The organism is Mesorhizobium sp. B1-1-5 (assembly GCF_006443065.1).
In the GTDB taxonomy this organism is placed as follows: Bacteria; Pseudomonadota; Alphaproteobacteria; order Rhizobiales; family Rhizobiaceae; genus Mesorhizobium.
Genome location: NZ_VFWS01000077.1, coordinates 1 through 23,564, shown reverse-complemented (window position 1 = coordinate 23,564; position 23,564 = coordinate 1). Strand labels below are relative to the sequence as shown.

Here is a 23,564-nt window from a genome sequence, read left to right as displayed (position 1 = left end):
GCTCCGCCCGTGGATGACGAACTGACTAGCGCCGCTAGCCTATCGCTGACCGGCAAACCCCACGACTCACGCCACCAGATCCCGCATCGGCTTCACCGCCGCCGACTCCGGAAACACCTTGTCGCCGAGCACCGCAGCGGAAAGCCCGAACTGGTCGGCCAGCAGCCCCTTCAGCACCGCGCGCACATCGCTGGTCGGCGCGAGGTCGCGCTGTTCGTAGAGCTGCGCCGGCTTCAGTCCCGGCCAGTCGGCGATGACGCGGCCGCCCTTGATCGCGCCGCCGGCGAGCAGCACCACCGTGCCGGTGCCATGGTCGGTGCCGACGGTGCCGTTGATGCGGGCCGTGCGGCCGAACTCGGTGATGGCGACGACCGCGGTGTCGCGCCAACGCTCGCCAAGTCCCTTCTCGAGCTCCTCGAACGCCCCGTCGAGGCCGCCGAGCAGATTGGCGAGCCGCCCTGTGGCGCCGCCTTCGTTGACATGGGTGTCCCAGCCGTCGAAGGCGAGCGCCGCGATGCGCGGCCCGTCGTCGGCGGCCATCAGCCTCGCCGCGCCTTGCGCCGACTGGCGCATGCCGGCGGCATTGTCGAGGCCGCCTTTCGGCTTCATGGTCTTGCTGTCGAGCTGGTCGCCCAGCGCCATGCGGTCGGCGTCGAGGCCTTTCTGAAGTGCGGCCGCCAGCACAGGATCGCGATGGTTGTAGAGGTCGAGCACACGCTCCGCCAGCGCATCGCCGGGCGTCGGCAGCGCCTGCGGCGCCCAGCCGAGCACGGGCGCGGCGCCACGGATCACCAGCGGCGTCGAGGGCCCGACCGCCAGCCCGCCGGCTTTCGCGATCCTGTCGCCCGCCGGCAGGTTGGCCAAAGCCCGGTTGAGCCAGCCGGTGGTTGCGTTGCCAGGACCCGGCAGGCCGCTTTCCAGCACGTCCTGGCCGTCGAAATGCGAGCGCTCGCGGTAACCGGTCGCGGCCGCGTGCACGACGGCCGCCCGGCCTGCCTTGAACAGGCGCGCAAACACCGGCATCGCCGGGTTGACGGCGAAGAAACCGTCGAGCGGCAATGCCGGGTTGGCGCCCGAGAGCGAAAGCGCGATATCGCCATGCAGGCCGGCATAATCCGGATCGCCGACCGGCCCGACGGTCGACAGCCCGTCCAGCGCGCCGCGCAGCACGATGACGATCAGGCGTGGGTCGCGCTTGTCGGCTGCGCGGGCAAAGCGCGGCAGATAGGCCCAGGCAAACAGCGCGCCGCCGGTCATCAGCACCGCGCGGCGGGACAGGCTGGGGGTTTCGCAAAGAAGGCTCATGGCCGCATCTCCATCACTGTTACCGCCGCTGGAATTACCGGCGCTGGAATTCCGGCGCCATCAACAGGAGCGCCAGGCCTTGCTGCCGGGACTCCGCGCGCGAAATCGCCTGGCGTGTCTCGGCCGAGACGGATGTGCCGATCAGCGAGGCCAGCATCTCCTCGGGATCGCCGATATCGTCCGCCTGCTTCGCCGCCTGCCAGGCGATGTCCAGCCGCGTCTTGAGGCCCTCGGCGGAAGCCCATGCGTCCGTCCGGTTGGAAAAGCCGTTCGGCCCCGGCGGTCGCCACAGCGGCTCGCCGAGCACGCTCAGCCAGCGAAGCGACCGTTGCGGTTCGTTGCCGGCGGTGGCGCCGACCGCCCGCCGCAGCGCCAAGACATAGTCCAAGGGCGAGCGCAGCTTCGTGAGCGGCGTCGACCAGGCTTCGGGCATGTCGATCAGCGTCAACGCGATCGCTCGCAGGTCGCCATCGGTCTTGGTGAAGATCGTGGCCAGGCGAGCGACCGCCACTTCGGGCGGATCGTCAGCGATGAAATGGCGGGCAAGCTTGGTGGCGATGTGCCGCGCGGTGGCCGGGTGGCGGGCGATGTCGTTGAGCGCCGCCTCCGCCTGGCCCATGCCTCCGTCAGGATAGGTCTTGCCGAGCAGCACCGCCTGGCCCGGCTGATGCGCATTGGCGTTGAAGACGAAGCTTCCCGGCTCGCCCAACCGCCCCTCGCGCCCGGCCATCGTCCAGCCGGTCAGCATGTTCGCGAAACTGGTGACGTCGGCCTGGGCATAGCCGCTGCCGACGCCCAGCGTGTGCAACTCCAGGATCTCGCGGGCGAGATTCTCGTTGAGGCCGCGTCCGCGCCGCTTGCCGGCGCGGGAATCGGGGCCGATGGACTGCCGGTTGTCGAGATAAAACAGCATGGCCGGATGGTGCTCGACGGCCAAAAGCATATCGGCGAAGCGGCCGAGCACGAAGGGGCGGATCGCCTCGCGCTCGAAGGCGCCGGCGCATGCCCGCACGACCGGCGCCTTGGCAACGGAAACGCAGAAATGGTTCGACCAGAAGCCGACCAGCCGCTCCACGAAACCGGGCGCGGCGGTGAGCGCCTTGTTGAATCGGGCCTGCGCCTCGTCGCGATAGATATCGGCCTCGACACGCGGCACCGCGGGCTGGGCTTTTGTCAGGGGCCGGCCGGCTGAACCATCTGCCGCCATCGGCTGCATGACGGCCGCCGCCCTCTCGGCCCGCGCCGCCTTGCGCTCCATGGCTGCCGCCATGCTGGCCTGGATCGCCGCGGTGCTGTCCAGCAGCCCGGCATTCCGCGGGTCGTCAGGGGAAATGAGCGCGATGTCCTGCTGCTTGAGCTCGGCCTTGAGGTAGCCGCGCGGATCAGCGGCGATCTTGCCAAACTCGGCGCCGGGTTTCGCGCCGAGGCCGAAGCGGTTGAGCGCCACCAGGGCGGGGTCCGGCGAGACGGAATTTGCAAATGGTGCGGCCAACAAAGCCTCCGTTGAAGCCGGCGCAGATCGCGTCGGGTTCATGGATCATCGGGGATCCTCACGATGCCGGCCGCAGCACCGGCATCGTGAAGGTTGTTACCAGCGGCGCCAGTGGTGCCAGCGATGGTAGGGATGCCAGACCGGGCCGATATAGACGCGCGGTCCGCCCCAGTAGTAATAGCCGGGATAGATCACGCGGCGATTGGGCACGCAGCGGCCCCAGTGGTTGGGATGCCAACCCGGACCGCAGCCCCAGGCGACGCGCTCTATCATTGCGGGCGCCGGCGCAACCGGTGCGATCGGCATCGCCGAGGCGGCGGTTGCTGCGGCCGTTCCGCCGAGGGCGAGCGCAGCCGCGACCGAATATTTCGTCAGACTGTTCATGCGATACTCCCGAAGGTTTCGAGATTGAAGAGAACCTGCCGCCAAAGGCGGTCACAGGCCTGTCCCTCGTCCTCTTGAACGGGGCGTGCTCGCCATTTCCGTCGCTGCTATGGCGATTTTTTTGCGGGAAGCTGCCTGCCGGCACGCCGAAGCAGGGCGTCCGCCAGCAGCCGGCGGTCTTCCGGCGAGCCCGATGCGGCGAACTCGATGATGCGTTGCTCGAGCCGGGTGCGCATGGTGACATCGGCGTTGCGCGCCCGCTCCAGGGCGGCGGCAAGCGCGTTGGTGTCGAGAGTCGGCTGTTGCAGAAGGTTCGCCGCCTCGCGCCGCGCGGTCTGCCCGTCGAGAATAACATCGCGGGACTCGCGACGAACCTCGCGCAACGCCTGGCGGAAGATCTTGCGGTCGGCGGCAGGCAGCCTGCCGCCGACCGATTCCAGCGAATAGCCCGGATTGGACCTGCCGATCAGCCAGCCGGCGCCGCCCGCGAGCGCGCCGATCAGAAAGACGTTGAGCACCAGGGATGCCGCGACAAGACGGGGGTTCATAGATCCTCCTCGGTTTGGTCGGCATCGGGGCCGGCGTCGCCGAAAGACGTCGCATTGGCGTCCATCACATAATGATCGGGCTGGATATCCGGGCTGACGACGGTCACCAGCGCCAGCCCCGCCACGGCACCGGCCAGCCCGGCGCCGGCAAGCCCGAAGCCCAGCCACCAGAACCGCCGGCGGCGCTCCTGCCTGATCTCGGTCGCGGCGCGGGCGACGATCATGCGATGCAGTGCCGGGCTGGGTATTTCGACGCGATGCCGGTCGAGGATGGCGTCGAGCCTGCCGGCGCGCGCCAGGATAGCTCGGCCCTCCTTGGTGTCGGCAAACAGCATCGCGGCCGCCTGTTCGCCCGGCGGCCAGCGGTGCAAGGCGCTGCCATAGGCATCCGCCAGCGCAGCGAAGCGCCCGGCATCCATCCGCCCTTTCGTTCTCTTCTCAGCCATCCCGTTCCCCCTTCCGCCATCCCGACGTGGCCCCCCACGTCCTTGCCCGCAACGCCGGCAATGCCTTTGCTGTCTCAGTCATCGCCATCGTCTCCAATGAGCATGGCATGCAAGGCGCGCCGGCCTCGTGCGAGCAGGCTTTCCAGTGCATCGACGCTGACCTGCATGGCGCCGGCGGCCTCGATGTTGGACAGCTCCTGATAATACACCAGCACGATCGCCTCGCGCTGGCGCGGCGCGATGCGCTGCAGCGCTTGGTTGACCCTGCGCTCGTCGTCGCCAGGCAAGGCATCGGGAAGCGGCGTTTCATCGGCCACCTCCGGCAGCTCGTCCGTCGTCCATTCGCGCTGGCGCCGCAGCCGGTCGTAGCAGAGGTTGAGCGCCACCCGGTGGACCCAGGTGTCGAAGCGTGCGTGCCCCTGGCGCCAGCCCGAGGCATGGCGCCAGATGCGCACGAAAGTCTCCTGGGCGACGTCCTCTGCTTCCGCCGGGTCGCCAAGCATCCTGGTGGCCAGGGCCAGGATGCGCGGCAGCTTGCGCGCCACCATCGCCTGCACCGCGGCGGTGTCGCCGGCGCCGATGCGGCGTACCAGTTCCTCGTCCGGATCGGCGCCCATCAATCGGGACGCTCGCGGCTGTCATTGTGCGGCATAGCCTCTTGGTCATTGCTCCTGATTGGGAGCGGTTTTATGGCCCGGCCTCTCGTCGGCGCCGAGCACGCCGTCGCTATTCTCGTCGAGCCTGGCGAAGCGCTTGGCGAGAAAGGCGTCGAGCTCGCCCCTGTCGACGAAGCCGTCCTTGTTGGTGTCCATGCGCGCGAAGGATTTGGCCGGATCGCCCTTGGTCTTGCGCGCGGTCTGGAAAGCGGTCCATTCGGCGAGGCTGACCTTGCCGTCATTGTCGTTGTCGGCCCGGATGAACGCCTTCTCCCGGCGCGCCTCGAACTTTGCCAGTGTCAGGCCGGACTTGCTGAGGTCCGACTTGGCGGCAGCCGACGTGTCCGGCGTCGTCTGGGCCGGCGCGGGGACAGGTGTGGGCGTCGTTGTCTGGGCGACCGCGAACGCGGTCTGCAAGCCAAGGGCAACGACGAATATGGTGGGGCGGATCATGCTCTCGTCTCCGGTTGGGCGCGGCCGTTGGCGGCCACGCTTCAGCCATTGAACGCGAGACAGCGCAAAATCCGTCGGTCCTTTTCGACCGGACAACAAACCTACCGGATCCGGCACAGCCGGACCGAAGCATTCCTAAGGGCAGGAGGGCGACGGCTATCTCGGCTGGTCGACGGCCACCAACTGGTCCTGCTTGAAACCAGCATGCTGCGGCGTCCAGACGTCGCCCTCGCGGTTGAACCAGTGGCACAGATACGTGCCGGACGCCGCCCCGTCGCTGACGGTCATTTCCGGGCCTCCGGATTTCAGCCTGACGACGTCTCCGGTCTTGAAACTATTGGGCATTTCGACCTCCCATGCTGACGAAGGGAGTTTCCCACCAACAACTGCTCCCGACAATGGCCGAGATGCGCCGATCACGTGGTGCAGCCTGGGAAGGCGTGAGGATGATGCCGCTTGTGAGACACGCCGGGTAGCACCGTAGGCGTGGCCAGATCATGTCAAGGTTTTGGAGCTGAAGCGGGCGGCCCGATCGCTGCTCGGATTCAATCGGTGTCGCGCTGTGGGGCCGGCGGCTGTGCCGATTGGCTGTCTTCTGTGGCCGGGCGGACGGTCATTGACCTTTCATCGGGCCACAATGCTTGTGCCTTCGTCACCGCTGCCAAAAGATTGTCTGCTTCAACGCTTCCGATTTCAGTCAGAAGCGGTCTGCTGCCCGCTGCTCTGAAATCGACGTGATAGACCGTCCAACTCCTCATTGCATTTCCGACAAATTGCGTCTCGGCATGGGCACGCGGATGGAAGCCCGGCTCGCTTTTTGTGGTTAGGATTTTGAGATCCGCAAGCCGGGCATGCACCGACCGATAGGGCGGGGGGCTTGGGGTTATCAGCCGGTGCGATCGCGAGACTGTCTGATTTGCCCGCCAGCCCACAATCGACCGAGGTCCATCCTGCCGAACGCATTGGTCCGAAAGGACCAAAGATATAGCCCCTTATTCCGTTGGGGCAGGTCGCCGGCGCCGATGATCTTTGTCACCCGCCCCATTGCCCATGGTTCACGGCAGACCGCTCAAGCGCTCGGCCTCCGCTAATTGTTTGGTTCTCGTGGAGAAATTTTGGTGCCGCTTGCGTGACTCGAACACGCGACCCCATCATTACGAATATCGTAACTAAGCTTCTCATATCATCTCACCAGTGAACTTAGCAAGCCCCGAAACCCTTGATTCATAAGGCTTTGCGTGCTCTTGTCTTCTCATGCATGAACATGCCAGCACCGCTTTGGGTGTGGCCTATATGTGGCCTATTTGGAGATTGAGTCTATGAGTGCGTTGACGGAGTTGCAGTTGAAGAACGCCAAGCCGAGCGCGGAAAAGGCGCAATACGAAATCCGCGATGGCAAGATCGCCGGCATGTTCGTCCGCATCAGCAAGGAGTCGAAAACCTTCGTGCTGAAATACCGATTCGAGGGCCGCCCCCTTCGCCTCACGATTGGACGATATCCAGACATCTCGCTCTTGGATGCGCGCAACAAAGCGCAGGATGCGCGTTCGCAAATCGCCAAGGGAATCGATCCGCAGGGCGTGAAGAAAAAAGAAAAGCGAAAGCTTTCCGATCGCGTCAAGGAGTTGGTCGCACAGTTCATTGAATCCGAGTGCAAAGGACCGAACTTTGAAAAGACCGGCAAACCTAAATGGGACTCGTGGAAGTTGGTCAAGGCCAGTCTGGACGCCTATCTGGTGCCGGCGCTTGGTAGTCGTTCGGTTCATCACGTGACCGACTCCGACATCACCAGCATAACCAAGAAGATCGTCGCGTCCGGCAAGCCGCAGGCCGCCAACACGGCGTTTTGGTATATGCGAGCGTTCTTCAATTGGTGTCGCAAGCCGCCGCAGAGGCTCATAGCGGTCTCGCCTTGCGACGGGTTGCCTGATCCTGCTCCGAAGGTCACCCGTGAGCGTGTCGTTTCTAGCGCCGAATTAGAGGCCATTTGGAAAGGCTGCGCTGCGGTCGGCTATCCTTATGGCAACATCGTCAAGCTGCTCATGCTGACAGGCCAGCGGCGGACTGAGGTCGCTGCGATGCGCTGGTCTGAACTCAACCTCGAAACTGGCCTTTGGGAGATACCGGGCGACCGGACCAAGAATGAAGACCCGACTATCATTCCACTCTCGACGCAGGCACTGACCATTCTCCGGGGCGTCCCGAAGCTAAGCGACACGTTCGTCTTCCCGGCGCGCGGGAACGACGAGAGTCATTTCTCGGGTTATTCGAAGTGCAAGAAGGATTTGGACAAGAAGACGCTTATCGACGGCAAGCCACTGGAAAACTGGACCCAGCATGATCTACGCCGCACCTTGGCGACCAATCTAGGCAAGCGACAGGTTCCGCCTCACATCATCGAGCACATTCTGAATCACAAGGCGGCGTCGATGACAGCCGTAGCGAAGATTTACAACCGATATCAGTATGTCGATGAGAAGCGTGAGGCGCTTCAATCATGGTCGGATCATATTGAAGGATTGGTCAAGTCGAAGACCGAATCTGAGGTGATCGACGCGGCGGCATAGGAAGGCGTTACTAACATTCGCTTCAAGCATGTCGTGACATGTGCTAGCGAGCGCACGCCTGAGAACTCACCGGATTTTGTCAACGTCCGAACGGGTTGAGCGCAGTCGAGAGACTGCGCTTTGCCGCGCCGTTCTCGTTGTGCGTCAAACGAGAGGACCCGAATGAAGGACGTTATCCGCTTTGTCAGTAAGAAGGGACTGAAAGAGTTCGTCCCCTATTCGCCTCAACATATCGACCGGCTGGAGAAAGCTGGACGCTTCCCCAAGCGCGTGAAGCTTGGTCCGGGGCGTGTGGCTTGGGTGCTGTCCGAAATCGAGGATTGGATTCAGGGTATCGTTGCCAAGCGTGACGCCAAGACCGCGTCATGACGATAACGGTTCTTGAAGGAAGCGACCCCAAACATGTCGCGATAGCAAAGCGGGCGCGTGGTTTCTTGATCGAAATCCTTCTCCTCGATCAGCGCAACAATGTCCGCGATCTCCCAAAGCTTGTCGGTGACGAAAATCCGTAGCCCAGGCCAAGACACCCCGCGATGTCAGAAAAGAGTGGCCGACTGAAGGGCCGCGCCTTACCCTTTGTCCATCAAAACCCAGAGGTCCCTTAATGCCGGTTCACACTTACAGACGCTCGCCGTTTTTGCATACACAAGAGAACGATGCGTTCGACAGGCTGTGCCGCCTATGCTCCGAGCATTTGCAAAGCAAAGGCGATGTCCGTGTTATCGGCAACGTCAAAGTTGGTCAATTTGAACTCGACGCGCTGGTGCTCAGTCCGCGATCTATTACCATAATCGATTTCAAAAACTACGGCGGAACGATCGCCATATCCGAGAACTATCTCTGGACCACAAACGACGGCACTGAGATTAAAGCAGGGGCTCACTATCTCAACCCTTTCAAGCAAGTGAGTAGATACAAGCGGGGACTAATTGAGTGGTTGGGATCGGTTTCTCAGGCGAACGAGACAGAGGCACTCACTCATATAAGCGGACTCGTCCTGTTTACTCAGTCGGTCGAACTCAAGCGTTCTAGAGACAGTTTCTCACCGAAGGCCGATAAGTGGTTTCAAACTGGCGGCTACAGAGAGGGTTTGAAGTGGCTCTGCGATGTTGCTTCCAACCGCTTGTTTCTGGATAGCGCGGAACTCGACAACATTATTAAGATGCTCGGAGCTTTGCCTTTCCAACCGTCGAAAGTTGACCAAATCGCTATTGACGTCAAAGATGCGCTAGATCGGGTATTCCGCGATATGGAGGATGCGCGTATGCAAGATTGGTATGCGCAGAATGCGGAGCGGGTCGAAGAGCAAAACAAGCTTTACATTGAGGATGAACGGATTCGGTTCGAACAACACAAGGCTGGGAAATTCCTCCCCAAGAAACATTGATGGCCGCTACGGGACCTTTAAGTGTCGTGCTCCATTCTGACTGCCCTACGTCTGCACCGCAATACTGACAGGCGGTCGGGTGTGAATAGCGGCAGGGAGACATACAGATTCGTGAGAAGGCGCGCCCCTCTACCTTGGCAGCTAGCCGGTTGCTGGGTCTTCACGGGGATAGGCGGATTGAACCAGTGCACCTGGGCAGGAACCTAAGCAGCGTCATTCCTTGAACGCGTAAGTCACTTCGGGCTTCCTGTTTTTGTAGGATTGCGTATGCGCTTCCGCAATCCCAACAAGACGTGAGGGGCTGGGCTCGATCAAGCGCGTGCTGATATTGAAATGAGGGTATGTGCCGAAGATTTCTGGATGCATGTTCGCCGCGACTTCAACGTCATTTTGGGAAACGTAGCGGCCTGCCCATTGCTCAATAAGATGTTTCAGTGGCCGCGTCTTGGGCGTCGGGCCTTGGATCTTCTTTTGAGCATCTAGCCACTCGTAGGCGATCCTGATGCAATCGTCGTGCTCGTGAAAACGGTCTTTTGTACCGTAGGGCGTGTTCAACTTGGCCTTTGCGATGGCTTCCGAAGTGAGCATGGGGTTCCCCGCTATTTGGATGGACGTTAGATTTAAGAACGCCAGCCTCAGGCGGCAAGTCGCTTTGGAAAACCTCACACAGGAGGATGTGGCGACCGAAGTTTTGGCCAACGCCTCTTGGCGGCTTTCCAGAACTCTTGGGGTACGCCGTCGCTGCCCCATTGGGCGATCGTCGCCCAATAGAGGAAGTTGGCTAGAACGCCGGCCGGGTTCGTCAGGACCGCACGGTCACAATCCTGCTTGGTGATCGGAGCCGGCTGCTTGGTCGCGGCGACATAGGCCTTGACCATATGAGTCGACGCGGCAGCATGCGCCATGAAGTCAATCCACTCATCAGCACGCGTCATTGGCACCGCAACATCAGTCGCCGACGACGGCACGGCGCGCGGCTGCTTTTCGGTACTCCCGGAGCGCCAGTCTCAGCACCTCGCCTACTCCCGAGAGGTGAAAGTCGCGAACGACACTTTCGGCATAAGCAAGGTCGTCGATTGGGAGTCGAACTGAAAAGGGTTCTGCCAGCCGTTCTTTGCGTTTGATTGCCATATCCTATTCACTCAAAAGCCCGTCCAACGCCTCAATGTCCCGCTCAACCTTTTGCAGGCTGACTGCCAACTGCGGGTAATCAGGCCGGTGCTCTGCATCCTGCCGCGCGATCTGGCGGCGTAGATTCTCAGCCTGCAATTCCAGCGCCTCCAACAGGTCTCTCGCGGCGCTCATCTTGCGGGTTCACCCGGCAACGGAAGGGATGCCCGTTCCGTCTTCAACTCACGCGCCACCTTCAAAAGGCGGTGCCGTTCGCGAATGTCTAGCGTGACCAAAAGGCGGGCGTTCAGCCGATCCAATTGAACCTGAATTTCCTCGCGCCGTGTGCTCACCATGGTCTCGCTTTCTTCTAAAATGGTCCCGCCCGGCGCGGGGTTCGCCGGGCGGGGTTTCATCGCCGACCCGGAAGGTCTGATCCAGCGAAGTGACGGGGCCATGGGCGGTGAGGAGGCACAGCGCTGAATCTGTGCCCCACGAAACCGCGCGGGGTATCGCGGACGTGGGGCAGTCGCATCTCCTAAAGAGCGACTTTCTCGGCCGGTGAAGCTCGGCCGAAAACTTTGGTCAGCCCTTCAAATAAGGGCCAACATGGAGTCGGGCGGTCTCGATTTCGAAACGGCTGGTGCGCTGGTGCTGAGGCAAGCCGCGCATCCCTTCGTGATAGTCCTGCTTCAAAACGGCCAGCCAATCGACCAACTGGGAGCGAGTCAGAGGCGTGAGGTTCGCGGCGGCGATCTTGTGAACGTCGAGTTCGGGCGAGCCGGAAGACTTCGATGCCTTGCCGGTATCCGTTTCTGCCTTGGGTTCTCCGAACGCGTCGAAAATGGACCGAGCAAAAGGTTCCAACTGTTCGGGCGACTCAACCCCGTAGCTGGCGAGATATTCGCGCTGCGCGCCAGTCAGGCTGTCCCTTTCCTTCACTTCCACTACGTCGGGCCGTCCGTCGATTTCCGTGTAAAGGAGTCGCACCATCGGGTCGGCGATTTCCTGCACCGACGTGACCCCATGCGAGGCCAGAAAATCGCTCTGGGCGGCGTTCATGAGTCCGCCCTTGCATTAATCGTTTTGGTCCGGCGCTGCTCTTCGCGAGCGTCGGTAATGGCCGTGAAGGCGGCGTTATAGTCCGTCCACTGCGCACCATAGAGCCGGACGGCTTCTTCCGCATTTTGGTAGTCGAGATCGTCAATGATGCGACCGTCTCGAAATTTGATCGTGAACGGGTTTGCGTTTTTCTTGGTCAATTTCATTTCCTCTTCAATCTTCAAATAGAGTGGTTTCCTGCGCGAGGTACCGACGAACCGAAACCTCGCGCTGTACTAGGGACAGGCGGATGATTTCCTGAGCCGATCGGCCGGTGCGGCGCTGCTCTTCCAAAACAAATCGGTCGAGTGCGTCCGGGATCGAGACGGTGATCAAGCGAGACAACGGTCGATTTCCGACAGAACAGAATCCCGGCGAATTTCTTTTTCCAGCAGGGCGCGAAGCTCGCTGGAAACGCTGTTGCGGTTGCGGTTCGACTTGGCCCGCAACCAAGCCAGTTGGTCGGGAGTCAGATAAGTGGAAAATTGAATGCCGCTCTTGGTTCTCATGTGTCGATATATCCAGTTTGATCGAAGGTTACCATCGCTACGGAAGTGGAGTCTAGGAAAATCGTCCTGTGGCTCAGCAACATTACAGAAACTTTAGATAGTATAGAGGGAACCGTTTTCCGGAAGGACTTCGTCTCTCTGCACTCATCCGTTTTTACCGCCACAGAATGGCCACGAAGATCGACGGCCGCGATTGTGACGCTAGATAGGGTTGAGTGCAGAGGGCTTGGGTTGAGTGCAGAGCTAAACCGGCGAAAAAACTTTAAGTATCTAGTCATGAGTACAGTGTGCGGCCCAAGGCCGCCTTACCCCCATACGTCCCCAACGGGTCCACGGCGGGAGTCCCGGAACCGATTTCCTTTTTGAACCGGAAGGCTTCGAGCGTCTGCATGCAACCCTCAACGACACGGCCCGCCCAACCTCGCTCATTACGTCTCGCCCTATGCAACGGAAAAGCCCGGCGCGATGGCCGGGCTTGCGAGGTCGATAGGCTAGGAGGCTTGCCGCGTCGGGATCATCTAAAACGCAAGCACGACCTTGAGAACGAACAGCCAGAAGGCAAGCGAGGCGAGAGCAAGGATGAACCGCATGCTATGCAGCCCGCCGCAGTATGTCGGCTACAGTGGTCGGGCTCCACTTCCCGCCGCGCGCGGTCGGAATGTTCATGACTGTGAGAGCGCTCGCGATCTCGGCCAGGGTCTTCCCTGAGTCTCGCATCGGACCAATGACCGTAATGCACTTCAACGCTCGGGCATCGGCTTGCGCCTTCAACGCCTCATTTCGCCGCTCCGTATGAGGCCGGATGCCACCAAGCGCTTTGCCGCGCGATTTGGCCACAGCAAGCGCGGCGATCGTGCGCTTGGAAATGAAGATGCGTTCCTGTTCAGCCAACGCCGCGTAGATGTGAAGCTGAAATGCGTCGGCGTTCGGCATGCATGCGACGCGAACGGTCACGCGCTTGTCCTCCAAGAGCTTGGCGATAAAGCTCACACGCCTCGATAGGCGGTCGAGCTTGGCCACCAGCAATTCCGCATTCGGCGTGCTGCGAACCAGCGCCAGCGCCTTGGCAAGCTCGGGTCGATCATCGTCCGCGCCCGACTGGACTTCGGTAAAGGTCGCAAGCACTTCGGGGTTGTGGGCATAGGTGGCGAGGAACAAGTCAACGTCGCGCTGTTGCGCTTCGATGCCGAGTCCGGCTTCGCCTTTGCGAGCTTTGGACAGGCGGAGATAGACGACGTAGCGGGTCATGAATGCGGCCTCCATCGGATAATCGATAGAATACCATGCAATTCAGGAACGGCAACGCGCGTTGTGCTCTTAAAACATTGATTGGACTCGATTTTTTCGGACGATGGTTAACCGGTTGAGGGCCGGCTTTAACACTAAGAAAGAAGGGTTAAGGGGCGGATTTTTCGGCTGGGATTTTTCTTCAAATTTGAAACTGTAGGGTCCCAAGCCCCCTGCTTCTGTGGCTCGTCCTGAGTCGAGTGCAGCGGGCCAGATCGAATCCGGGCCGGTTCAACTTTTTAACTGTCGCCGAGTAGGCTGAGCGCCCAAATTGAAAGAGGCTAGGCCACGGTGGATCAAGCAGAAAGACTATTCACAAAGAAGCAGATGGGCGATGCGGCCGAGATGATCGTCGCGGCCGAACTTACATTGGCCGGTGTGCCAGCGCTAAAAGTGCCCGACAATTGGCCCCACTACGATGTCATCGCACAACCTGTTGCCGGCGAACCCCAACGGGTCTCTGTCAAGGCCAGGACGTACAAAAAGGGCGCGGCTTACGTGCAGTATCTGGCAACCGATGAATTCGATTGGCTGGCGATCGTCATAGTAGCTGCCGATGGAAGCAACGCTCGGAACGTCTACATCATCCCCCGGTCAGAGGCTGATGCGCAGGCACAGCGCAACGCTCCGCACACAAAGACCGCTGATATCCGATACATTCCCATTGACCAGATCGAACGCCGCTTCGGCCAGTATCGGGACAACTTCAAACTGCGCCGGCAGGGGATGAGTGCAGAAGGCGCTGTAGAGTTACGGTGATACAGGGCAGACTTCTTCCCTGAACGAACGTTCTGTGTGATCCGGTGAAGGTATCCAAAAGTAACCGGGAACATACAAGATAAACTGTTATTTTTGGCCCTCTTGCGAAGGACCCGCGAGAGGCGCGTAGCTCAATGGGGCATTGTTCCGGTTTTGGCGCGCGCTCCCGCATCCGCACCGACGCCATCTAGGCCCGGAAATAGATTTCGGCGATCATAGCCAATGCCAAGAAGTGTATGCCGTAGCTTTCGCTTGCAGGGTCCTGGGATGATAATCTTGGCGAATCCTCTTTCTACACCGGTCTTGGTCGTTATCTGATTTCCCATGTCGGGGCGTTGATCGAGTGGAACAAACGGCTGGTTCGAGTCGCCGCCGTAAGGGTGAAATGTAAACATCGACTTCTGCGCTATAATGCGTCCGTCAATTGCTGGCGGTCGTAAAGCAATTGCCTTGTGCGGCCCCAGGCTACGAACTTGCTCGGGCAAATATTCGGCGTCGGGCAGGATCATGAAAATGGCTGCGTCTTCTGTGTTTCGCGGGTCTTCTACGGCAAAGAATGCGGCAACCAAGGGGTCGCGGCTCCAATCGAGGAACCGGGTTGGGAGGCCGAAGTGTTGGGCTAGAATGCGGTCGTTGGAAAAACTTCTGGTGATCGTCGGCAAATAGGGAAGTCCGTCATCGAAGAACCGATTGACCCAGCTAGCCTCAAATAGATTATAGCTCTCTTCTAGCGTGTTACCTCCAATTCCGAGATGATCAACTCGATACAATGATGGGATTATTTCCCATGCGGCATTTGCTTGTCCACGGAATAAGTGCCGATAGTCACCCGGTTGGCTTTCGATCAGATCAAATAATGACGCTAACGAACCCTGCTTTAGTTCAACAATCCGCATAAGGCACCTCTTACTCAGGGATGTTCCCAAAATTTTGCCCCAAAGAGCCTTTCTGCATCTTCGATTGACAATATCGCAGCGTCCGGCTTTCCGTACTTTGTAATTATCAGCGGGCGACCTACGAACACCCTACCAAGAAAACTCGAAAGAGATTCGCTCAATGCCTTGATGCTCACTTTGGTGACGTACGTTCGATTTTCCTTTAACTCGGCCATAAGATCGTGAGCGACCGTCTTTATCTCCTGCACTATCTCATCGTGCTCGCCCGCATCTCTTTCGCTTGCCCATTCCTGAACTAGTTCAACCTCGTGTGATGCCCTGTGTGCCGTGTTGGCCACGGTCACCGTGATAACTTGGCTTGGTTCACCATCGGCATAGAACCGAACCTCCTTTCCTTCGACCTCAATACGCCTTCCCGGAAACTCTCGAAGAAGGGCGCGCAAAACTGCTTGGCGAACGCGGCCTCTTGATACTGTCAATTTGCTATTCCTCTATTGTCCAAGCGGCACCGGTCTGCACTCAACCCCGATAGCTCGAGCGTTCGTCACGTCCTTTGTACGGGCGATGCGTGGGGGATGACACGGGTTGAGTGCAGATGATCTACCGCTCCCGCACGACGCGGCCGGCAGAGTCCCAAACCATTTTGATCCAAGGCCTTGTTGATCGGCGGCCTTGGCGCTGGCGTGTGTGCCGGCTCCGGGCGTGTCGGTTGGCGGGGCCCCGCGCTCTCGGTCGTGGTGGGCAGTGGTCAATTGGGAGCGCGTCTACGGCTGTTGCCTTTGCAGCTTCACGACCATCTTCGACAGTAGTTCATGCATTTCAATTTTGTACTGCATGAATAGCGCCTTGCCAGCATCAGAATCTACATTCGCTCCAAGCGTTTCCCGTTTCATCGCATCCTCCAAGTCTTTACAATCGAGAAAGGCCATGTCTGCGATCGACTCAGGTTGTGCGTCCTTTCCGTAGGCGCGGACATCTTTCTTTACCTCAAATTCCTGACATTTCAGCCAAGCCGCGCTGGCGGGGCCCAGTGAACTATAGTCCGGCGCTTGCGCAAAGCTGCCTGTCACGTCAATGCAATTAAATCCTACCGCGAGTGTGGCGGCGACAAACCCGATTCTCAAAATGACCCCCTATATGCCTGATGCAACCGACCATAGGCTTGATTAGCCGTCAAGCGTTGGGGGCGGAGGATCACGACAAGACAACGGAAGCAGTATGCAAAGCAGATGATGCAGTTCGATGATGTAGCCGCACCGATACCAAAGGTGCCTCACGCTGCCGGATAATCTGAACTGCATCCCTGGAAGCAGCCCGGTGCGACAGACAATTTTTCCTTCACCAAATGTACGAATTTTTAAGCCGTGTAGGTCAAAATTGATGGGTGAAATGCAATAAGGGGGAACCGTCATGAATCGCGCACTTGCTGACATACTAGTCCTATTTAACAAGATACTTGCTATCGTAATCATCCTTAGCTCGATGGTAATCTTCGGTCAGCGTGCAGAGGTGAGCGGCGTCTCATCGATATTCGGTTATCTCACCGGAGCCGTTGTCGGCCTATCAATTGCATCCATTTTGTGCGGGATTATCGCCCTGTTAGCGCTGATCGAGAATCATTTGCGGCGGATTACCGAACACGCTGGCAACACTACTGAGTACGCTGCACCCAGCCGGCGGATCGAGCCTCGCATCGGTTGATACTGATCGATCCCTGGCAAGAGAGCGATCCCAAGTCGGGTTCATCTGCACTCAACCTTGTGCGCCTTTCGGGGAAACTCACCCGGTTCGACCTGGCTCACGTCGCGGCGGCTTGGCCCATTGGATCGGGTGGCTCTCGGTCATAACGGTCGGCGGCCTTGGCGCTGGCGTGGTGTGCCGGCATACCGGCGTGTGTCGATCGGCGGTCTTTGGCGGGGAGGCAAGACGAAGAGGTTGAGTGCAGAATGACTCCAGGGGCTCCAGGGGAATCCAGGGTGTTTTGAAGTTACGCGTGAAAATAGAAATTTTTCGAATTGCTCCCGTCGCATCGCACCGGACTCGGCAACGTCAGGCGGATGAAAATTTCTAATTCCTGTAGAGACTGCGATTCACCGTGGAGTCCGTGGAGTCAGACTGCCGGCTCTCACCGCTTAAAGAACGCATTGATGAAGTCGTCGGCGTCCTTTTCGACCCGTCTGCGCTCATCCGGGTCGTTCTTGTCAGCGGCGCGGATAAAGTCGCGCTCATCCTCGGCCGTATCAGGATCGAGCGGAGTCCAATTGCGTTCATAAGCAGCGATCATTTCCGGCAGCGGCGGCAGCACGTATTCCCGCTTACCACGCCCCGATCGAGTGTCATCGATCTCGGCTTCGGTGCCCTTGAACTTGCTCAGGAAGAACGTGCCGATCTCGCCCGGATCGACCTGCCCGCCTCCATAAGGCTTGACCGCCGACCGGTAGCTCTCGCGGACCATTTCCTTGGTTATCTTGATCGACTCCTTCAGCCACTTATCGGCCGTGCGTTCGTCTAGAAGGTCCGCGCCGTCTGTTCCCGTGAAAGAGCCGGACAGGAGCACGCCCCGAATCCAACGTTCATCGGCCGGCAAAGCGTTGATGATCTGTCCGACCAGTGCCGCCGTCTTCGGCGGACGGCGGAGGTCGATATCCGAGATGTTCAGATTGAGAAGATCATGGAGCATCGCCGGGGCAACCTTGCCGCCATAAATGTCAGCCACCAGCGCGTCGAAATATTCCGTGTCCCCGATACGGGCATCGCTCACGGTCGTCGCCGCGTAGCGCCGTTCATCGGGCGTTGCTCGAACCACGCTGCTGGCATTGGACAGGATGATGAAGCGCCTATAGTCGCGGACCGGGACAGCGTCGGCGAACTTCTTTTCCAGCAACACCGTATCGCTCGTGATCTGGTCCTTTAGGGAACTGTCGGCTTCCTTGTCCCCGCCCCAAAAACTTTCCTCGGCGACGACAAGCAACTTGCCTGCCATATGCTCGTTGAAGTTGCCCGTGAGATGCTTGCGGTTATTCACCTTGACGCTGTGCCGCAAGCCGAGAATCTGTTGAAGGGGCACGAAGGGGAGAGTCTTGCCCGTGCCCTTCAAGCCATGGAGCACAAGGGCCGTTCCGGGCTTGATAGTGGGATTCTGAAAGAGGTCCGCTGCCCAGCCCATCATGAACCGGAACAGGCGCGTGTCGCCATTGCAGACCACGTGAAAGAGATGACGCTGTAGGGACATCCAATCGCCCGCGACCGGATCGACGGCGAGACCCTTGTAAAGATTGTAATGCTCTTGCGGCGTAGGATCGGCATCACCATGCCGATAGGGATTGAAGACAACCTCAGTGCGATAGTCCCGCAGGTGGGATTCTTCCCACAAGGGAAACAGCGGCGTCATGTCGTCCCCTTTGCCCACCTTCCAAGGGGCAAAGACTGTTCGAGCGGCTCGGATGCTCTTCCATCCGTCCTCTTCTTCACGCTTCTGGACGATCATGACATCAGTCCCGCGCTCGACCATGGCGACTTCCTTATTCAGCGCCTTGATACCGGCTTCCAAGGTGGCGAAGTGATAGGGCGACTTGGCTTCGCTCTCGGAACCGCGCAACGCGTCGATCCCTTTCCGCAGCTTGGCAACAGCGAGCCCGGTCTTGTCCTTCATGATCTTGACGACGCGTTCGCTCTCGGTTTCCCGCAGAACGGCAGCGAGGCGCTGGATGGCCTCCACGTCCTCGTCGGGACTATCCTCGGTCAACAGCGCGGCGGCCGTCTTTGCCTCCGCAAACACTCGCGCTCGTGCCGGCTTGTTGCCGAGAGCCGCCGCGCGCAAATCCGAGTCACCGCCTCCGGCTCGCTCGTCCTCGCCACCGCTCTCGACTAGATAAACCCCGTTCGCAAGCGAGGACGAAGAAAACCAGCCCGCATCAATGGCCGCACAGAGCATCTTCAACCGGTCTCGACCGTGCGCCGCGCAACCGGCATGGGTGCAGCCGAAATTGAAGCTTTCTGCACTCATCCCCGCAGACTGGATGTAACAACCTAGATCTTCGGGATCACCCGGATTCGAATGCAAATGGTCCGTTGGGCATTCGACTGCGAGCTTGTCGTTGCCATGGTCCAGCCGAATGCGCTCCGATGCTTCATCGTGAAAAAGCTGCGCAATGTCGAACTCGTGTCCATGCTTCGCGCACCACGTAGTGAGGTCGAAACCGTCCGCCATGACGACGTGATCGCGCGACCCCATAGCGTTGCCGGCCGCCGCGATAGGGTCAGCGTCCGACGTGCCTACAGGGATTTCCTCGTAAGGCAGCAAGCGACCGCAGTTCAGGACGATGCGATACGCTGCCCCTTTCGGATGCCGGGGAAGGAAGAAGACGCGGCTTGGATCGACGGCAGCACGATCGACACTGACGCCAAGCCTCTGCCCGAGGCCGATGACCTTTTTCGACCATTCGCGCAGAACCGTGGTCTGGGTCTGAGGCTGTTCAGCGACGACCAGCGGCGCGGCAAGCGGGAACAGAACCCGAAACTTGTCGAAGGGAGTCGTCTTACAAATGAATTTGACGGTATCTTCATGCGCCGTCGTGATCTCGGAAATCCCGTCGATTACAAAGCTTTCGTAGCGACCAAGAGCCCGCAGATATGCCTGCGCCTCCGAGACAGACGGCTCGCCATGCAGAAGGTCCAGTTTCGCCCATCGCATGTAGTCGTCGCGCTTGATTTCGACGGTCCCCTTCCCGCTGCTATGCGTGGAATACAAAATTCCCGTGTAGTTGAGTTCTCGGATGCGTTCGGCCGTCTTCTCAAAGCTGGCACCGTTATCGATGTCGAGCCCCATCAAATACATGGCGACGACGTTGCCCTTCGAACGCTTCCCGCTGGAGCCCAGCGCGCCCATGACAAGACAACGGCCGGCCTTTTCGCCGACCTTGTGCTGTGAAAACTGGTTGATGAAGACCGTCCGAAACGGGGAAGGCTTCGGCGTGTTCCAAGTTGTGGCGGTGTGCTTTGCCGCACCTGAAACGATGATGGGGAGGTTTGCGATTTCTTGAGTCAGTTCGCCCCAAACTTCCGCGTCGTTGATGAAGGTCAGTTCCCCGCTCAGGAACGCCCTCTCGATTTCATCGCAGGTGTAAAGGGCTTCACCCTCAACACCGTCCTCCAAGAGTTCCAGCGAGGCTGTCAGATCGCCGTCGAATGACTTGTGAAGTTCATCCACCAAGGCTTTGGCATCGCCGTTGCTGTCGAAGAGGTGATAGACGATTGCGCCGTCTCGACTGGCATTCGGGCGCAAGGCGTTGCGCGCCTTCTCAGCCAAATTCGGATCACGGGGAAACCCGATTACAAGGGCGGTGTTGGACGGCATAGGTACTCCTTAACACGGACGCGCAGCATCGCTTCGGCAGGAGCAACGCCCATGCCGGCCAAAGTAGATTTGACGTGTTTTCGGATTTGCTGGATTCGCGAACACGTCGAATGAAGACGACTTGCCGGACCGAAGAGTGCCGCCACCCCGACATGCAGGATGGCGGCTATGTGTTCGGTATCCAGCGGGCTACTTATTTCACAAGTGCGCTGAAAAATCTCGCCAAAACTGGCCAGTGGCCTGGAAAGTTAGTAACGCTCACCAATCCGCATGATGCAGCGCGACAAAAGCTTTGGCGTAACTGGAGTCGGCCACGTTGGTCGCGGCGATCTAGGCGGGCGTGGCTTGGTCGGACGCCGCTTCATCCCGCACTGACCTTTAGATTGCGGTCGGCGTCAATCCACAGTTCCCCTGAGATTTCAGGGTCGCTGGTGGGTAGCGTCGAGTAGTCAATCGCGGCACCCGCTGACAAGTCGTCCAATGCGGCGTCAACCTCCGCCAACATGTCAGCCAGCCAGCTTCGGATTTCTTCGAGCCGATAAGGCATCGGCCGGTTAGAGAGTGAATAAATCATAGATTAGTCCTTCATCTTTGCCGCGCGCGCGAGCGCATCAATGATCAACATGCGACAGAGCGAACGCGCGTTCGCTCCGGCCTTCCTCGCGAACTTTTCGATAAGCAGCCGGACCTCGCCGTCGATGCCATTGGCGGACGCGTTCTCTCGCCAATGGTCGATCCGCCGAAAGGCTTTTGCTTCCCGCTGCCATCCGGTCAAAGGCTTCGTCATGCTGCTGCCCTTCCGAATGCGGCGTGCGCAAGCAGCGCATCGACGGCACCGCTCACCACGGTAGCCAGCGCGACCTCAATTGACGCCGCTGCATCACGTAGGACAACGCGCCCCTCAACCGGCGCGGCAGCGTCGGCATGCGCCATGCGATAAGTCACGCCAATGGCGACCTCGAAACCCTGTTGCGTCTTCGCCAGCCCCGCGAAGTCGAGAGCGATCGCAGCATCTACGTCCAGTTCATCCAGCTTGCCCTCGATCCGCCGCGCCGCGCGGTCAATGTGGTATCGTTCGGCCAACGCGGCGCGCGCCACGTCCGTCAATTCGAAGTGAATCTGCAAAGGGCTCCAACGCCTATAAAGGCGGCTCCAAGTTTTCTAAGGGTTTGGGAGAGATCGTCCCCGACGATCAAATCGAATTGTGTATGACATAGCGCCACACGTCAACTTATTCTTGACAACGGCTCAAACCGGCCGGCCGACGACTTTAACCCTGCTTAGCGCGACTGCACTCAACCTCTAAAACAGTCATGGCCGGGGTCCACACCCGGCCATTTTGTTGCGCGTCCGGCGCTTGTACCCGTGTGGCCTATTCTGTGGCCTACGAATCAAAGGCCACGGCCATAGGCCACAACACAGGCTCTGCCGTGGCCTATCTGTGGCCTATTGGACAAGATGAAACCTGGCCTTAGCGGCGCGTCTGCCATAAACCTTTGATTTTACTGGAAATTTTTGGTGCCGCTTGCGTGACTCGAACACGCGACCCCATCATTACGAATGATGTGCTCTACCAACTGAGCTAAAGCGGCCCGGGAAGCGCTGAGCTTCCAGAATGGGCTGGGTGATAGACTCAACCGCTCGCTAATTCAAGATGGGCGGCGGTGAATTCCGGCCTTGCCGACGGCAATTCCGATCTACGGTTACCGCGTGACGGGCGCCGGCGCGGCCCGCGGCGGCGTGCGGGTAAGCGGTCCTTCGCATCCGGCTGGCGGGCGCGGCTGCAGCCGCGGTGACGAAAAATGTTGATTCTTCAACAAAAAATGCCGAAATGGCTTTCGCCGGCAAGGCAGCCGCTCGCCGTTGATCGATTGGTCGTCTGGGGCTGACGACCAGACAACTGTGAGCGAAAGCGCAGAGGGAGCTCGCTTGGACCCCATCGAGAAAGCGATCCGCAATGCCTTCGAGAAAGGCAATGCCGAGGACCGGGCGTTCCGCGAGAAGGTCTATCGATCGGCCTTTGCCGCGCTCGACCGCGTCCTGCAGGCCAATCCGAACGTCACGGTGGAGGCCGCCATCGGTCGCCGCAAGGCAGTCCAGGCCAAGATCACCGAGATCGAATCAGAGTTCCTGCCGGCCGTGCCGGAGGTGACACTGCCGCCGGAAAACGTCGCGCCTGCCGGCAATGGCGCACCGGATCCCCGCGTCGACGCACCGGTCATTTCGGCCGCGCCGTCTGTCGACGCGCCGCTGCCGCCGTCGCAAACCGCGCCCTCGCCCTCGATCACCGTCGACGGCCCGGTCCAGCCCGATGCTTCGGACCGGCCGCGTGCGCGTGTGCTGCCGCGCGTGCCCGACATCATGCCGGATGAGACAGCGCTTCCCGATGCGCCTTCGCTCGATGATTCGCCGGGTGCTCCCGTCGGCAACGGCGCGCAGGTCGCGCCCGACCGCGACGAGCGGCGCATCAGGGGCCGGCGCCTGCCGCTCACCGCGATCTTCGTCGTCGCGACATTGCTCGCGGCCGCCGGCATCGGCCTCTATTTCGCCAAGCAGACCGGTGTCTTCAAGACGGCGGCCGAGCTCAACACAGGCCCGCCGGAGCCGGCGCCGACGTTGGACGACGAGGATTCCTCGCAGCCGACCGAGCCAGGCTCGCCGCAGAAGCCGGGCGAGGCCGACCAGTCGAAGAACTGGATCAACGTCTTCTCGCCCGCCGACCCGACCCATGTCAGCGCGCCGTCCGACGCCGCCGCCGAGGTGATGAAGGACGACACCGGCCAGTTCCTGCGCATCCGCTCGGGCGCGTCGGGTTCGGCCATTGCCTTCGATGTCGGCCAGGGCGTGCTGGAGAAGCTTGCCGGCAAGCATGCCATGTTCGACATCGTCGCCCGTTCGGAAGAAGGCAAGGAGACGCAGATCTCGATCGACTGCAATTTCGGCGATCTCGGCGATTGCGGCCGCAAGCGCTACGCGGTCGGCCACGAGCGCAACGAATATCTGTTCGACGTGCAGTTCCCGAACAAGCACCCGGGCGCCGCCGGCACTATCGCCGTCAATTCCGATTTCGACCAGAAGGGCAAGTCCGTCGATATCTACGAGATCCGCGTCTCGATAGCTGAGTGATCGCGTCGCTCTATCTACGCAGACGCGGCACCACCCGGCGCTTTGGGCCGACTGGGGTTTCTAGTGCCACTGCACAGGGATTTTGACCGGGCGGCTCTGTTTGCGTTGGTAGGTGGCATGCGTTGCAGATTGGCCGAAACGCCCATCGCGATCGTCATTCTAGGGCGAAGCAGGAGCGAAGC

The 23,564-nt window shown here is 60.0% G+C and carries 29 protein-coding genes and 1 tRNA gene; 6 read left to right on the top strand and 24 right to left on the bottom strand.

Annotation, left to right across the window (positions count from 1 at the left end; all coding sequences use genetic code 11):
* Positions 1-66: 66 nt before the first annotated feature.
* From FJ980_RS20810 to FJ980_RS20775, 8 genes are all read right to left on the bottom strand, one after another.
* Positions 67-1,305 (bottom strand): DUF1501 domain-containing protein, encoded by a 1,239-nt coding sequence (locus tag FJ980_RS20810; RefSeq protein WP_140545664.1) that lies wholly within the window; start codon positions 1,303-1,305, stop codon positions 67-69.
* A 34-nt stretch (positions 1,306-1,339) separates the two neighbouring features.
* Entirely contained in the window at positions 1,340-2,797 is a 1,458-nt protein-coding gene (locus tag FJ980_RS20805; RefSeq protein ID WP_246676490.1) for a DUF1800 family protein, read from the bottom strand.
* A gap of 96 nt (positions 2,798-2,893) precedes the next feature.
* A complete protein-coding gene (locus FJ980_RS20800; RefSeq protein WP_140545662.1) occupies positions 2,894-3,181 on the bottom strand; it encodes a hypothetical protein in 288 nt (95 codons plus the stop codon).
* 107 nt (positions 3,182-3,288) lie between these two features.
* A complete protein-coding gene (locus FJ980_RS20795) occupies positions 3,289-3,729 on the bottom strand; it encodes a periplasmic heavy metal sensor (protein WP_140545661.1) in 441 nt (146 codons plus the stop codon).
* Positions 3,726-4,175 carry a hypothetical protein gene (locus FJ980_RS20790; protein WP_140545660.1) on the bottom strand — a complete coding sequence of 150 codons (450 nt, stop codon included), beginning with the start codon at positions 4,173-4,175 and terminating at the stop codon, positions 3,726-3,728. Before FJ980_RS20790 ends, FJ980_RS20795 begins: the two co-directional genes overlap by 4 nt.
* A gap of 74 nt (positions 4,176-4,249) precedes the next feature.
* Positions 4,250-4,792, bottom strand: a complete 543-nt coding sequence (locus tag FJ980_RS20785) for an RNA polymerase sigma factor (protein WP_140545659.1) — start codon at positions 4,790-4,792, stop codon at positions 4,250-4,252.
* Positions 4,793-4,837: 45 nt separating this feature from the next.
* Positions 4,838-5,284, bottom strand: a complete 447-nt coding sequence (locus FJ980_RS20780) for an acid-shock protein (protein ID WP_140545658.1) — start codon at positions 5,282-5,284, stop codon at positions 4,838-4,840.
* A 156-nt stretch (positions 5,285-5,440) separates the two neighbouring features.
* Positions 5,441-5,629: a DUF2158 domain-containing protein gene (locus FJ980_RS20775; RefSeq protein ID WP_095766010.1), complete on the bottom strand. Its 189-nt coding sequence runs from the start codon at positions 5,627-5,629 to the stop codon at positions 5,441-5,443.
* A 974-nt stretch (positions 5,630-6,603) separates the two neighbouring features.
* Between FJ980_RS20775 and FJ980_RS20770 the strand changes: the two genes are divergently transcribed.
* The 3 genes from FJ980_RS20770 to FJ980_RS20760 all read left to right on the top strand — a co-directional run bounded on the left by FJ980_RS20770 (position 6,604) and on the right by FJ980_RS20760 (position 9,238).
* Positions 6,604-7,851 (top strand): site-specific integrase, encoded by a 1,248-nt coding sequence (locus FJ980_RS20770; protein ID WP_140545657.1) that lies wholly within the window; start codon positions 6,604-6,606, stop codon positions 7,849-7,851.
* Positions 7,852-8,013: 162 nt separating this feature from the next.
* On the top strand, positions 8,014-8,220 hold the full coding sequence (locus tag FJ980_RS20765; protein WP_140545656.1) for an AlpA family phage regulatory protein: 207 nt from the start codon (positions 8,014-8,016) through the stop codon (positions 8,218-8,220).
* Between the two features lie 235 nt (positions 8,221-8,455).
* Positions 8,456-9,238: a nuclease-related domain-containing protein gene (locus tag FJ980_RS20760; protein ID WP_140545655.1), complete on the top strand. Its 783-nt coding sequence runs from the start codon at positions 8,456-8,458 to the stop codon at positions 9,236-9,238.
* A 213-nt stretch (positions 9,239-9,451) separates the two neighbouring features.
* On the opposite strand, the gene FJ980_RS20755 is transcribed toward FJ980_RS20760, so the two are convergent.
* The 8 genes from FJ980_RS20755 to FJ980_RS20735 all read right to left on the bottom strand — a co-directional run bounded on the left by FJ980_RS20755 (position 9,452) and on the right by FJ980_RS20735 (position 13,206).
* On the bottom strand, positions 9,452-9,826 hold the full coding sequence (locus FJ980_RS20755; RefSeq protein ID WP_140545654.1) for a hypothetical protein: 375 nt from the start codon (positions 9,824-9,826) through the stop codon (positions 9,452-9,454).
* Between the two features lie 74 nt (positions 9,827-9,900).
* Positions 9,901-10,173 carry a hypothetical protein gene (locus FJ980_RS20750; protein ID WP_140545653.1) on the bottom strand — a complete coding sequence of 91 codons (273 nt, stop codon included), beginning with the start codon at positions 10,171-10,173 and terminating at the stop codon, positions 9,901-9,903.
* 199 nt (positions 10,174-10,372) lie between these two features.
* Positions 10,373-10,543 carry a hypothetical protein gene (locus tag FJ980_RS34750; RefSeq protein ID WP_181181273.1) on the bottom strand — a complete coding sequence of 57 codons (171 nt, stop codon included), beginning with the start codon at positions 10,541-10,543 and terminating at the stop codon, positions 10,373-10,375.
* Positions 10,544-10,933: 390 nt separating this feature from the next.
* The gene (locus FJ980_RS20745; protein WP_140545652.1) at positions 10,934-11,410 is read right to left on the bottom strand and encodes a hypothetical protein; all 477 of its coding nucleotides are present in this window, start codon (positions 11,408-11,410) and stop codon (positions 10,934-10,936) included.
* On the bottom strand, positions 11,407-11,610 hold the full coding sequence (locus FJ980_RS20740) for a hypothetical protein (protein WP_140545651.1): 204 nt from the start codon (positions 11,608-11,610) through the stop codon (positions 11,407-11,409). Before FJ980_RS20740 ends, FJ980_RS20745 begins: the two co-directional genes overlap by 4 nt.
* A gap of 13 nt (positions 11,611-11,623) precedes the next feature.
* Positions 11,624-11,794 (bottom strand): hypothetical protein, encoded by a 171-nt coding sequence (locus tag FJ980_RS34745; RefSeq protein ID WP_181181272.1) that lies wholly within the window; start codon positions 11,792-11,794, stop codon positions 11,624-11,626.
* The gene (locus FJ980_RS34740) at positions 11,782-11,958 is read right to left on the bottom strand and encodes a hypothetical protein (protein ID WP_181181271.1); all 177 of its coding nucleotides are present in this window, start codon (positions 11,956-11,958) and stop codon (positions 11,782-11,784) included. Before FJ980_RS34740 ends, FJ980_RS34745 begins: the two co-directional genes overlap by 13 nt.
* A gap of 591 nt (positions 11,959-12,549) precedes the next feature.
* Positions 12,550-13,206, bottom strand: coding sequence for a recombinase family protein (locus FJ980_RS20735; RefSeq protein WP_140545650.1), 657 nt, complete (start codon positions 13,204-13,206; stop codon positions 12,550-12,552).
* A gap of 330 nt (positions 13,207-13,536) precedes the next feature.
* Here FJ980_RS20735 and FJ980_RS20730 point away from each other — a divergent pair, with 330 nt between their 5' ends.
* The gene (locus FJ980_RS20730) at positions 13,537-14,004 is read left to right on the top strand and encodes a hypothetical protein (protein ID WP_140545649.1); all 468 of its coding nucleotides are present in this window, start codon (positions 13,537-13,539) and stop codon (positions 14,002-14,004) included.
* Between the two features lie 131 nt (positions 14,005-14,135).
* On the opposite strand, the gene FJ980_RS20725 is transcribed toward FJ980_RS20730, so the two are convergent.
* The 3 genes from FJ980_RS20725 to FJ980_RS20715 all read right to left on the bottom strand — a co-directional run bounded on the left by FJ980_RS20725 (position 14,136) and on the right by FJ980_RS20715 (position 16,024).
* Positions 14,136-14,900, bottom strand: coding sequence for an FRG domain-containing protein (locus FJ980_RS20725; protein WP_140545648.1), 765 nt, complete (start codon positions 14,898-14,900; stop codon positions 14,136-14,138).
* Between the two features lie 14 nt (positions 14,901-14,914).
* Positions 14,915-15,379 carry a type II toxin-antitoxin system prevent-host-death family antitoxin gene (locus FJ980_RS20720; RefSeq protein ID WP_140545647.1) on the bottom strand — a complete coding sequence of 155 codons (465 nt, stop codon included), beginning with the start codon at positions 15,377-15,379 and terminating at the stop codon, positions 14,915-14,917.
* Between the two features lie 285 nt (positions 15,380-15,664).
* The gene (locus tag FJ980_RS20715) at positions 15,665-16,024 is read right to left on the bottom strand and encodes a hypothetical protein (RefSeq protein ID WP_140545646.1); all 360 of its coding nucleotides are present in this window, start codon (positions 16,022-16,024) and stop codon (positions 15,665-15,667) included.
* Between the two features lie 286 nt (positions 16,025-16,310).
* Between FJ980_RS20715 and FJ980_RS20710 the strand changes: the two genes are divergently transcribed.
* The gene (locus FJ980_RS20710) at positions 16,311-16,601 is read left to right on the top strand and encodes a hypothetical protein (protein WP_140545645.1); all 291 of its coding nucleotides are present in this window, start codon (positions 16,311-16,313) and stop codon (positions 16,599-16,601) included.
* Positions 16,602-17,025: 424 nt separating this feature from the next.
* Here the strand turns inward: FJ980_RS20710 and FJ980_RS20705 are convergent, their stop codons facing one another.
* The 5 genes from FJ980_RS20705 to FJ980_RS20685 all read right to left on the bottom strand — a co-directional run bounded on the left by FJ980_RS20705 (position 17,026) and on the right by FJ980_RS20685 (position 21,848).
* A complete protein-coding gene (locus tag FJ980_RS20705) occupies positions 17,026-20,256 on the bottom strand; it encodes a primase-helicase family protein (protein ID WP_140545644.1) in 3,231 nt (1,076 codons plus the stop codon).
* Positions 20,257-20,617: 361 nt separating this feature from the next.
* Entirely contained in the window at positions 20,618-20,830 is a 213-nt protein-coding gene (locus FJ980_RS20700) for a hypothetical protein (protein ID WP_140545643.1), read from the bottom strand.
* Positions 20,831-20,833: 3 nt separating this feature from the next.
* A complete protein-coding gene (locus FJ980_RS20695; RefSeq protein ID WP_140545642.1) occupies positions 20,834-21,031 on the bottom strand; it encodes a hypothetical protein in 198 nt (65 codons plus the stop codon).
* Positions 21,032-21,039: 8 nt separating this feature from the next.
* A complete protein-coding gene (locus FJ980_RS20690) occupies positions 21,040-21,381 on the bottom strand; it encodes a hypothetical protein (protein WP_140545641.1) in 342 nt (113 codons plus the stop codon).
* 391 nt (positions 21,382-21,772) lie between these two features.
* Positions 21,773-21,848: transfer RNA gene (locus FJ980_RS20685), tRNA-Thr, on the bottom strand.
* A gap of 337 nt (positions 21,849-22,185) precedes the next feature.
* Between FJ980_RS20685 and FJ980_RS20680 the strand changes: the two genes are divergently transcribed.
* Entirely contained in the window at positions 22,186-23,382 is a 1,197-nt protein-coding gene (locus tag FJ980_RS20680; protein ID WP_140545640.1) for a hypothetical protein, read from the top strand.
* Positions 23,383-23,564: the final 182 nt, after the last annotated feature.

Coding starts and splice junctions, on each gene's coding strand:
- FJ980_RS20810 (WP_140545664.1), bottom strand. CDS start 1,305: ATGAGCCTTCTTTGCGAAACCCCCAGCCTGTCCCGCCGCGCGGTGCTG.
- FJ980_RS20800 (WP_140545662.1), bottom strand. CDS start 3,181: ATGAACAGTCTGACGAAATATTCGGTCGCGGCTGCGCTCGCCCTCGGC.
- FJ980_RS20795 (WP_140545661.1), bottom strand. CDS start 3,729: ATGAACCCCCGTCTTGTCGCGGCATCCCTGGTGCTCAACGTCTTTCTG.
- FJ980_RS20790 (WP_140545660.1), bottom strand. CDS start 4,175: ATGGCTGAGAAGAGAACGAAAGGGCGGATGGATGCCGGGCGCTTCGCT.
- FJ980_RS20785 (WP_140545659.1), bottom strand. CDS start 4,792: ATGGGCGCCGATCCGGACGAGGAACTGGTACGCCGCATCGGCGCCGGC.
- FJ980_RS20780 (WP_140545658.1), bottom strand. CDS start 5,284: ATGATCCGCCCCACCATATTCGTCGTTGCCCTTGGCTTGCAGACCGCG.
- FJ980_RS20775 (WP_095766010.1), bottom strand. CDS start 5,629: ATGCCCAATAGTTTCAAGACCGGAGACGTCGTCAGGCTGAAATCCGGA.
- FJ980_RS20770 (WP_140545657.1), top strand. CDS start 6,604: ATGAGTGCGTTGACGGAGTTGCAGTTGAAGAACGCCAAGCCGAGCGCG.
- FJ980_RS20765 (WP_140545656.1), top strand. CDS start 8,014: ATGAAGGACGTTATCCGCTTTGTCAGTAAGAAGGGACTGAAAGAGTTC.
- FJ980_RS20760 (WP_140545655.1), top strand. CDS start 8,456: ATGCCGGTTCACACTTACAGACGCTCGCCGTTTTTGCATACACAAGAG.
- FJ980_RS20755 (WP_140545654.1), bottom strand. CDS start 9,826: ATGCTCACTTCGGAAGCCATCGCAAAGGCCAAGTTGAACACGCCCTAC.
- FJ980_RS20750 (WP_140545653.1), bottom strand. CDS start 10,173: ATGACGCGTGCTGATGAGTGGATTGACTTCATGGCGCATGCTGCCGCG.
- FJ980_RS34750 (WP_181181273.1), bottom strand. CDS start 10,543: ATGAGCGCCGCGAGAGACCTGTTGGAGGCGCTGGAATTGCAGGCTGAG.
- FJ980_RS20745 (WP_140545652.1), bottom strand. CDS start 11,410: ATGAACGCCGCCCAGAGCGATTTTCTGGCCTCGCATGGGGTCACGTCG.
- FJ980_RS34740 (WP_181181271.1), bottom strand. CDS start 11,958: ATGAGAACCAAGAGCGGCATTCAATTTTCCACTTATCTGACTCCCGAC.
- FJ980_RS20735 (WP_140545650.1), bottom strand. CDS start 13,206: ATGACCCGCTACGTCGTCTATCTCCGCCTGTCCAAAGCTCGCAAAGGC.
- FJ980_RS20725 (WP_140545648.1), bottom strand. CDS start 14,900: ATGCGGATTGTTGAACTAAAGCAGGGTTCGTTAGCGTCATTATTTGAT.
- FJ980_RS20710 (WP_140545645.1), top strand. CDS start 16,311: ATGAATCGCGCACTTGCTGACATACTAGTCCTATTTAACAAGATACTT.
- FJ980_RS20705 (WP_140545644.1), bottom strand. CDS start 20,256: ATGCCGTCCAACACCGCCCTTGTAATCGGGTTTCCCCGTGATCCGAAT.
- FJ980_RS20700 (WP_140545643.1), bottom strand. CDS start 20,830: ATGATTTATTCACTCTCTAACCGGCCGATGCCTTATCGGCTCGAAGAA.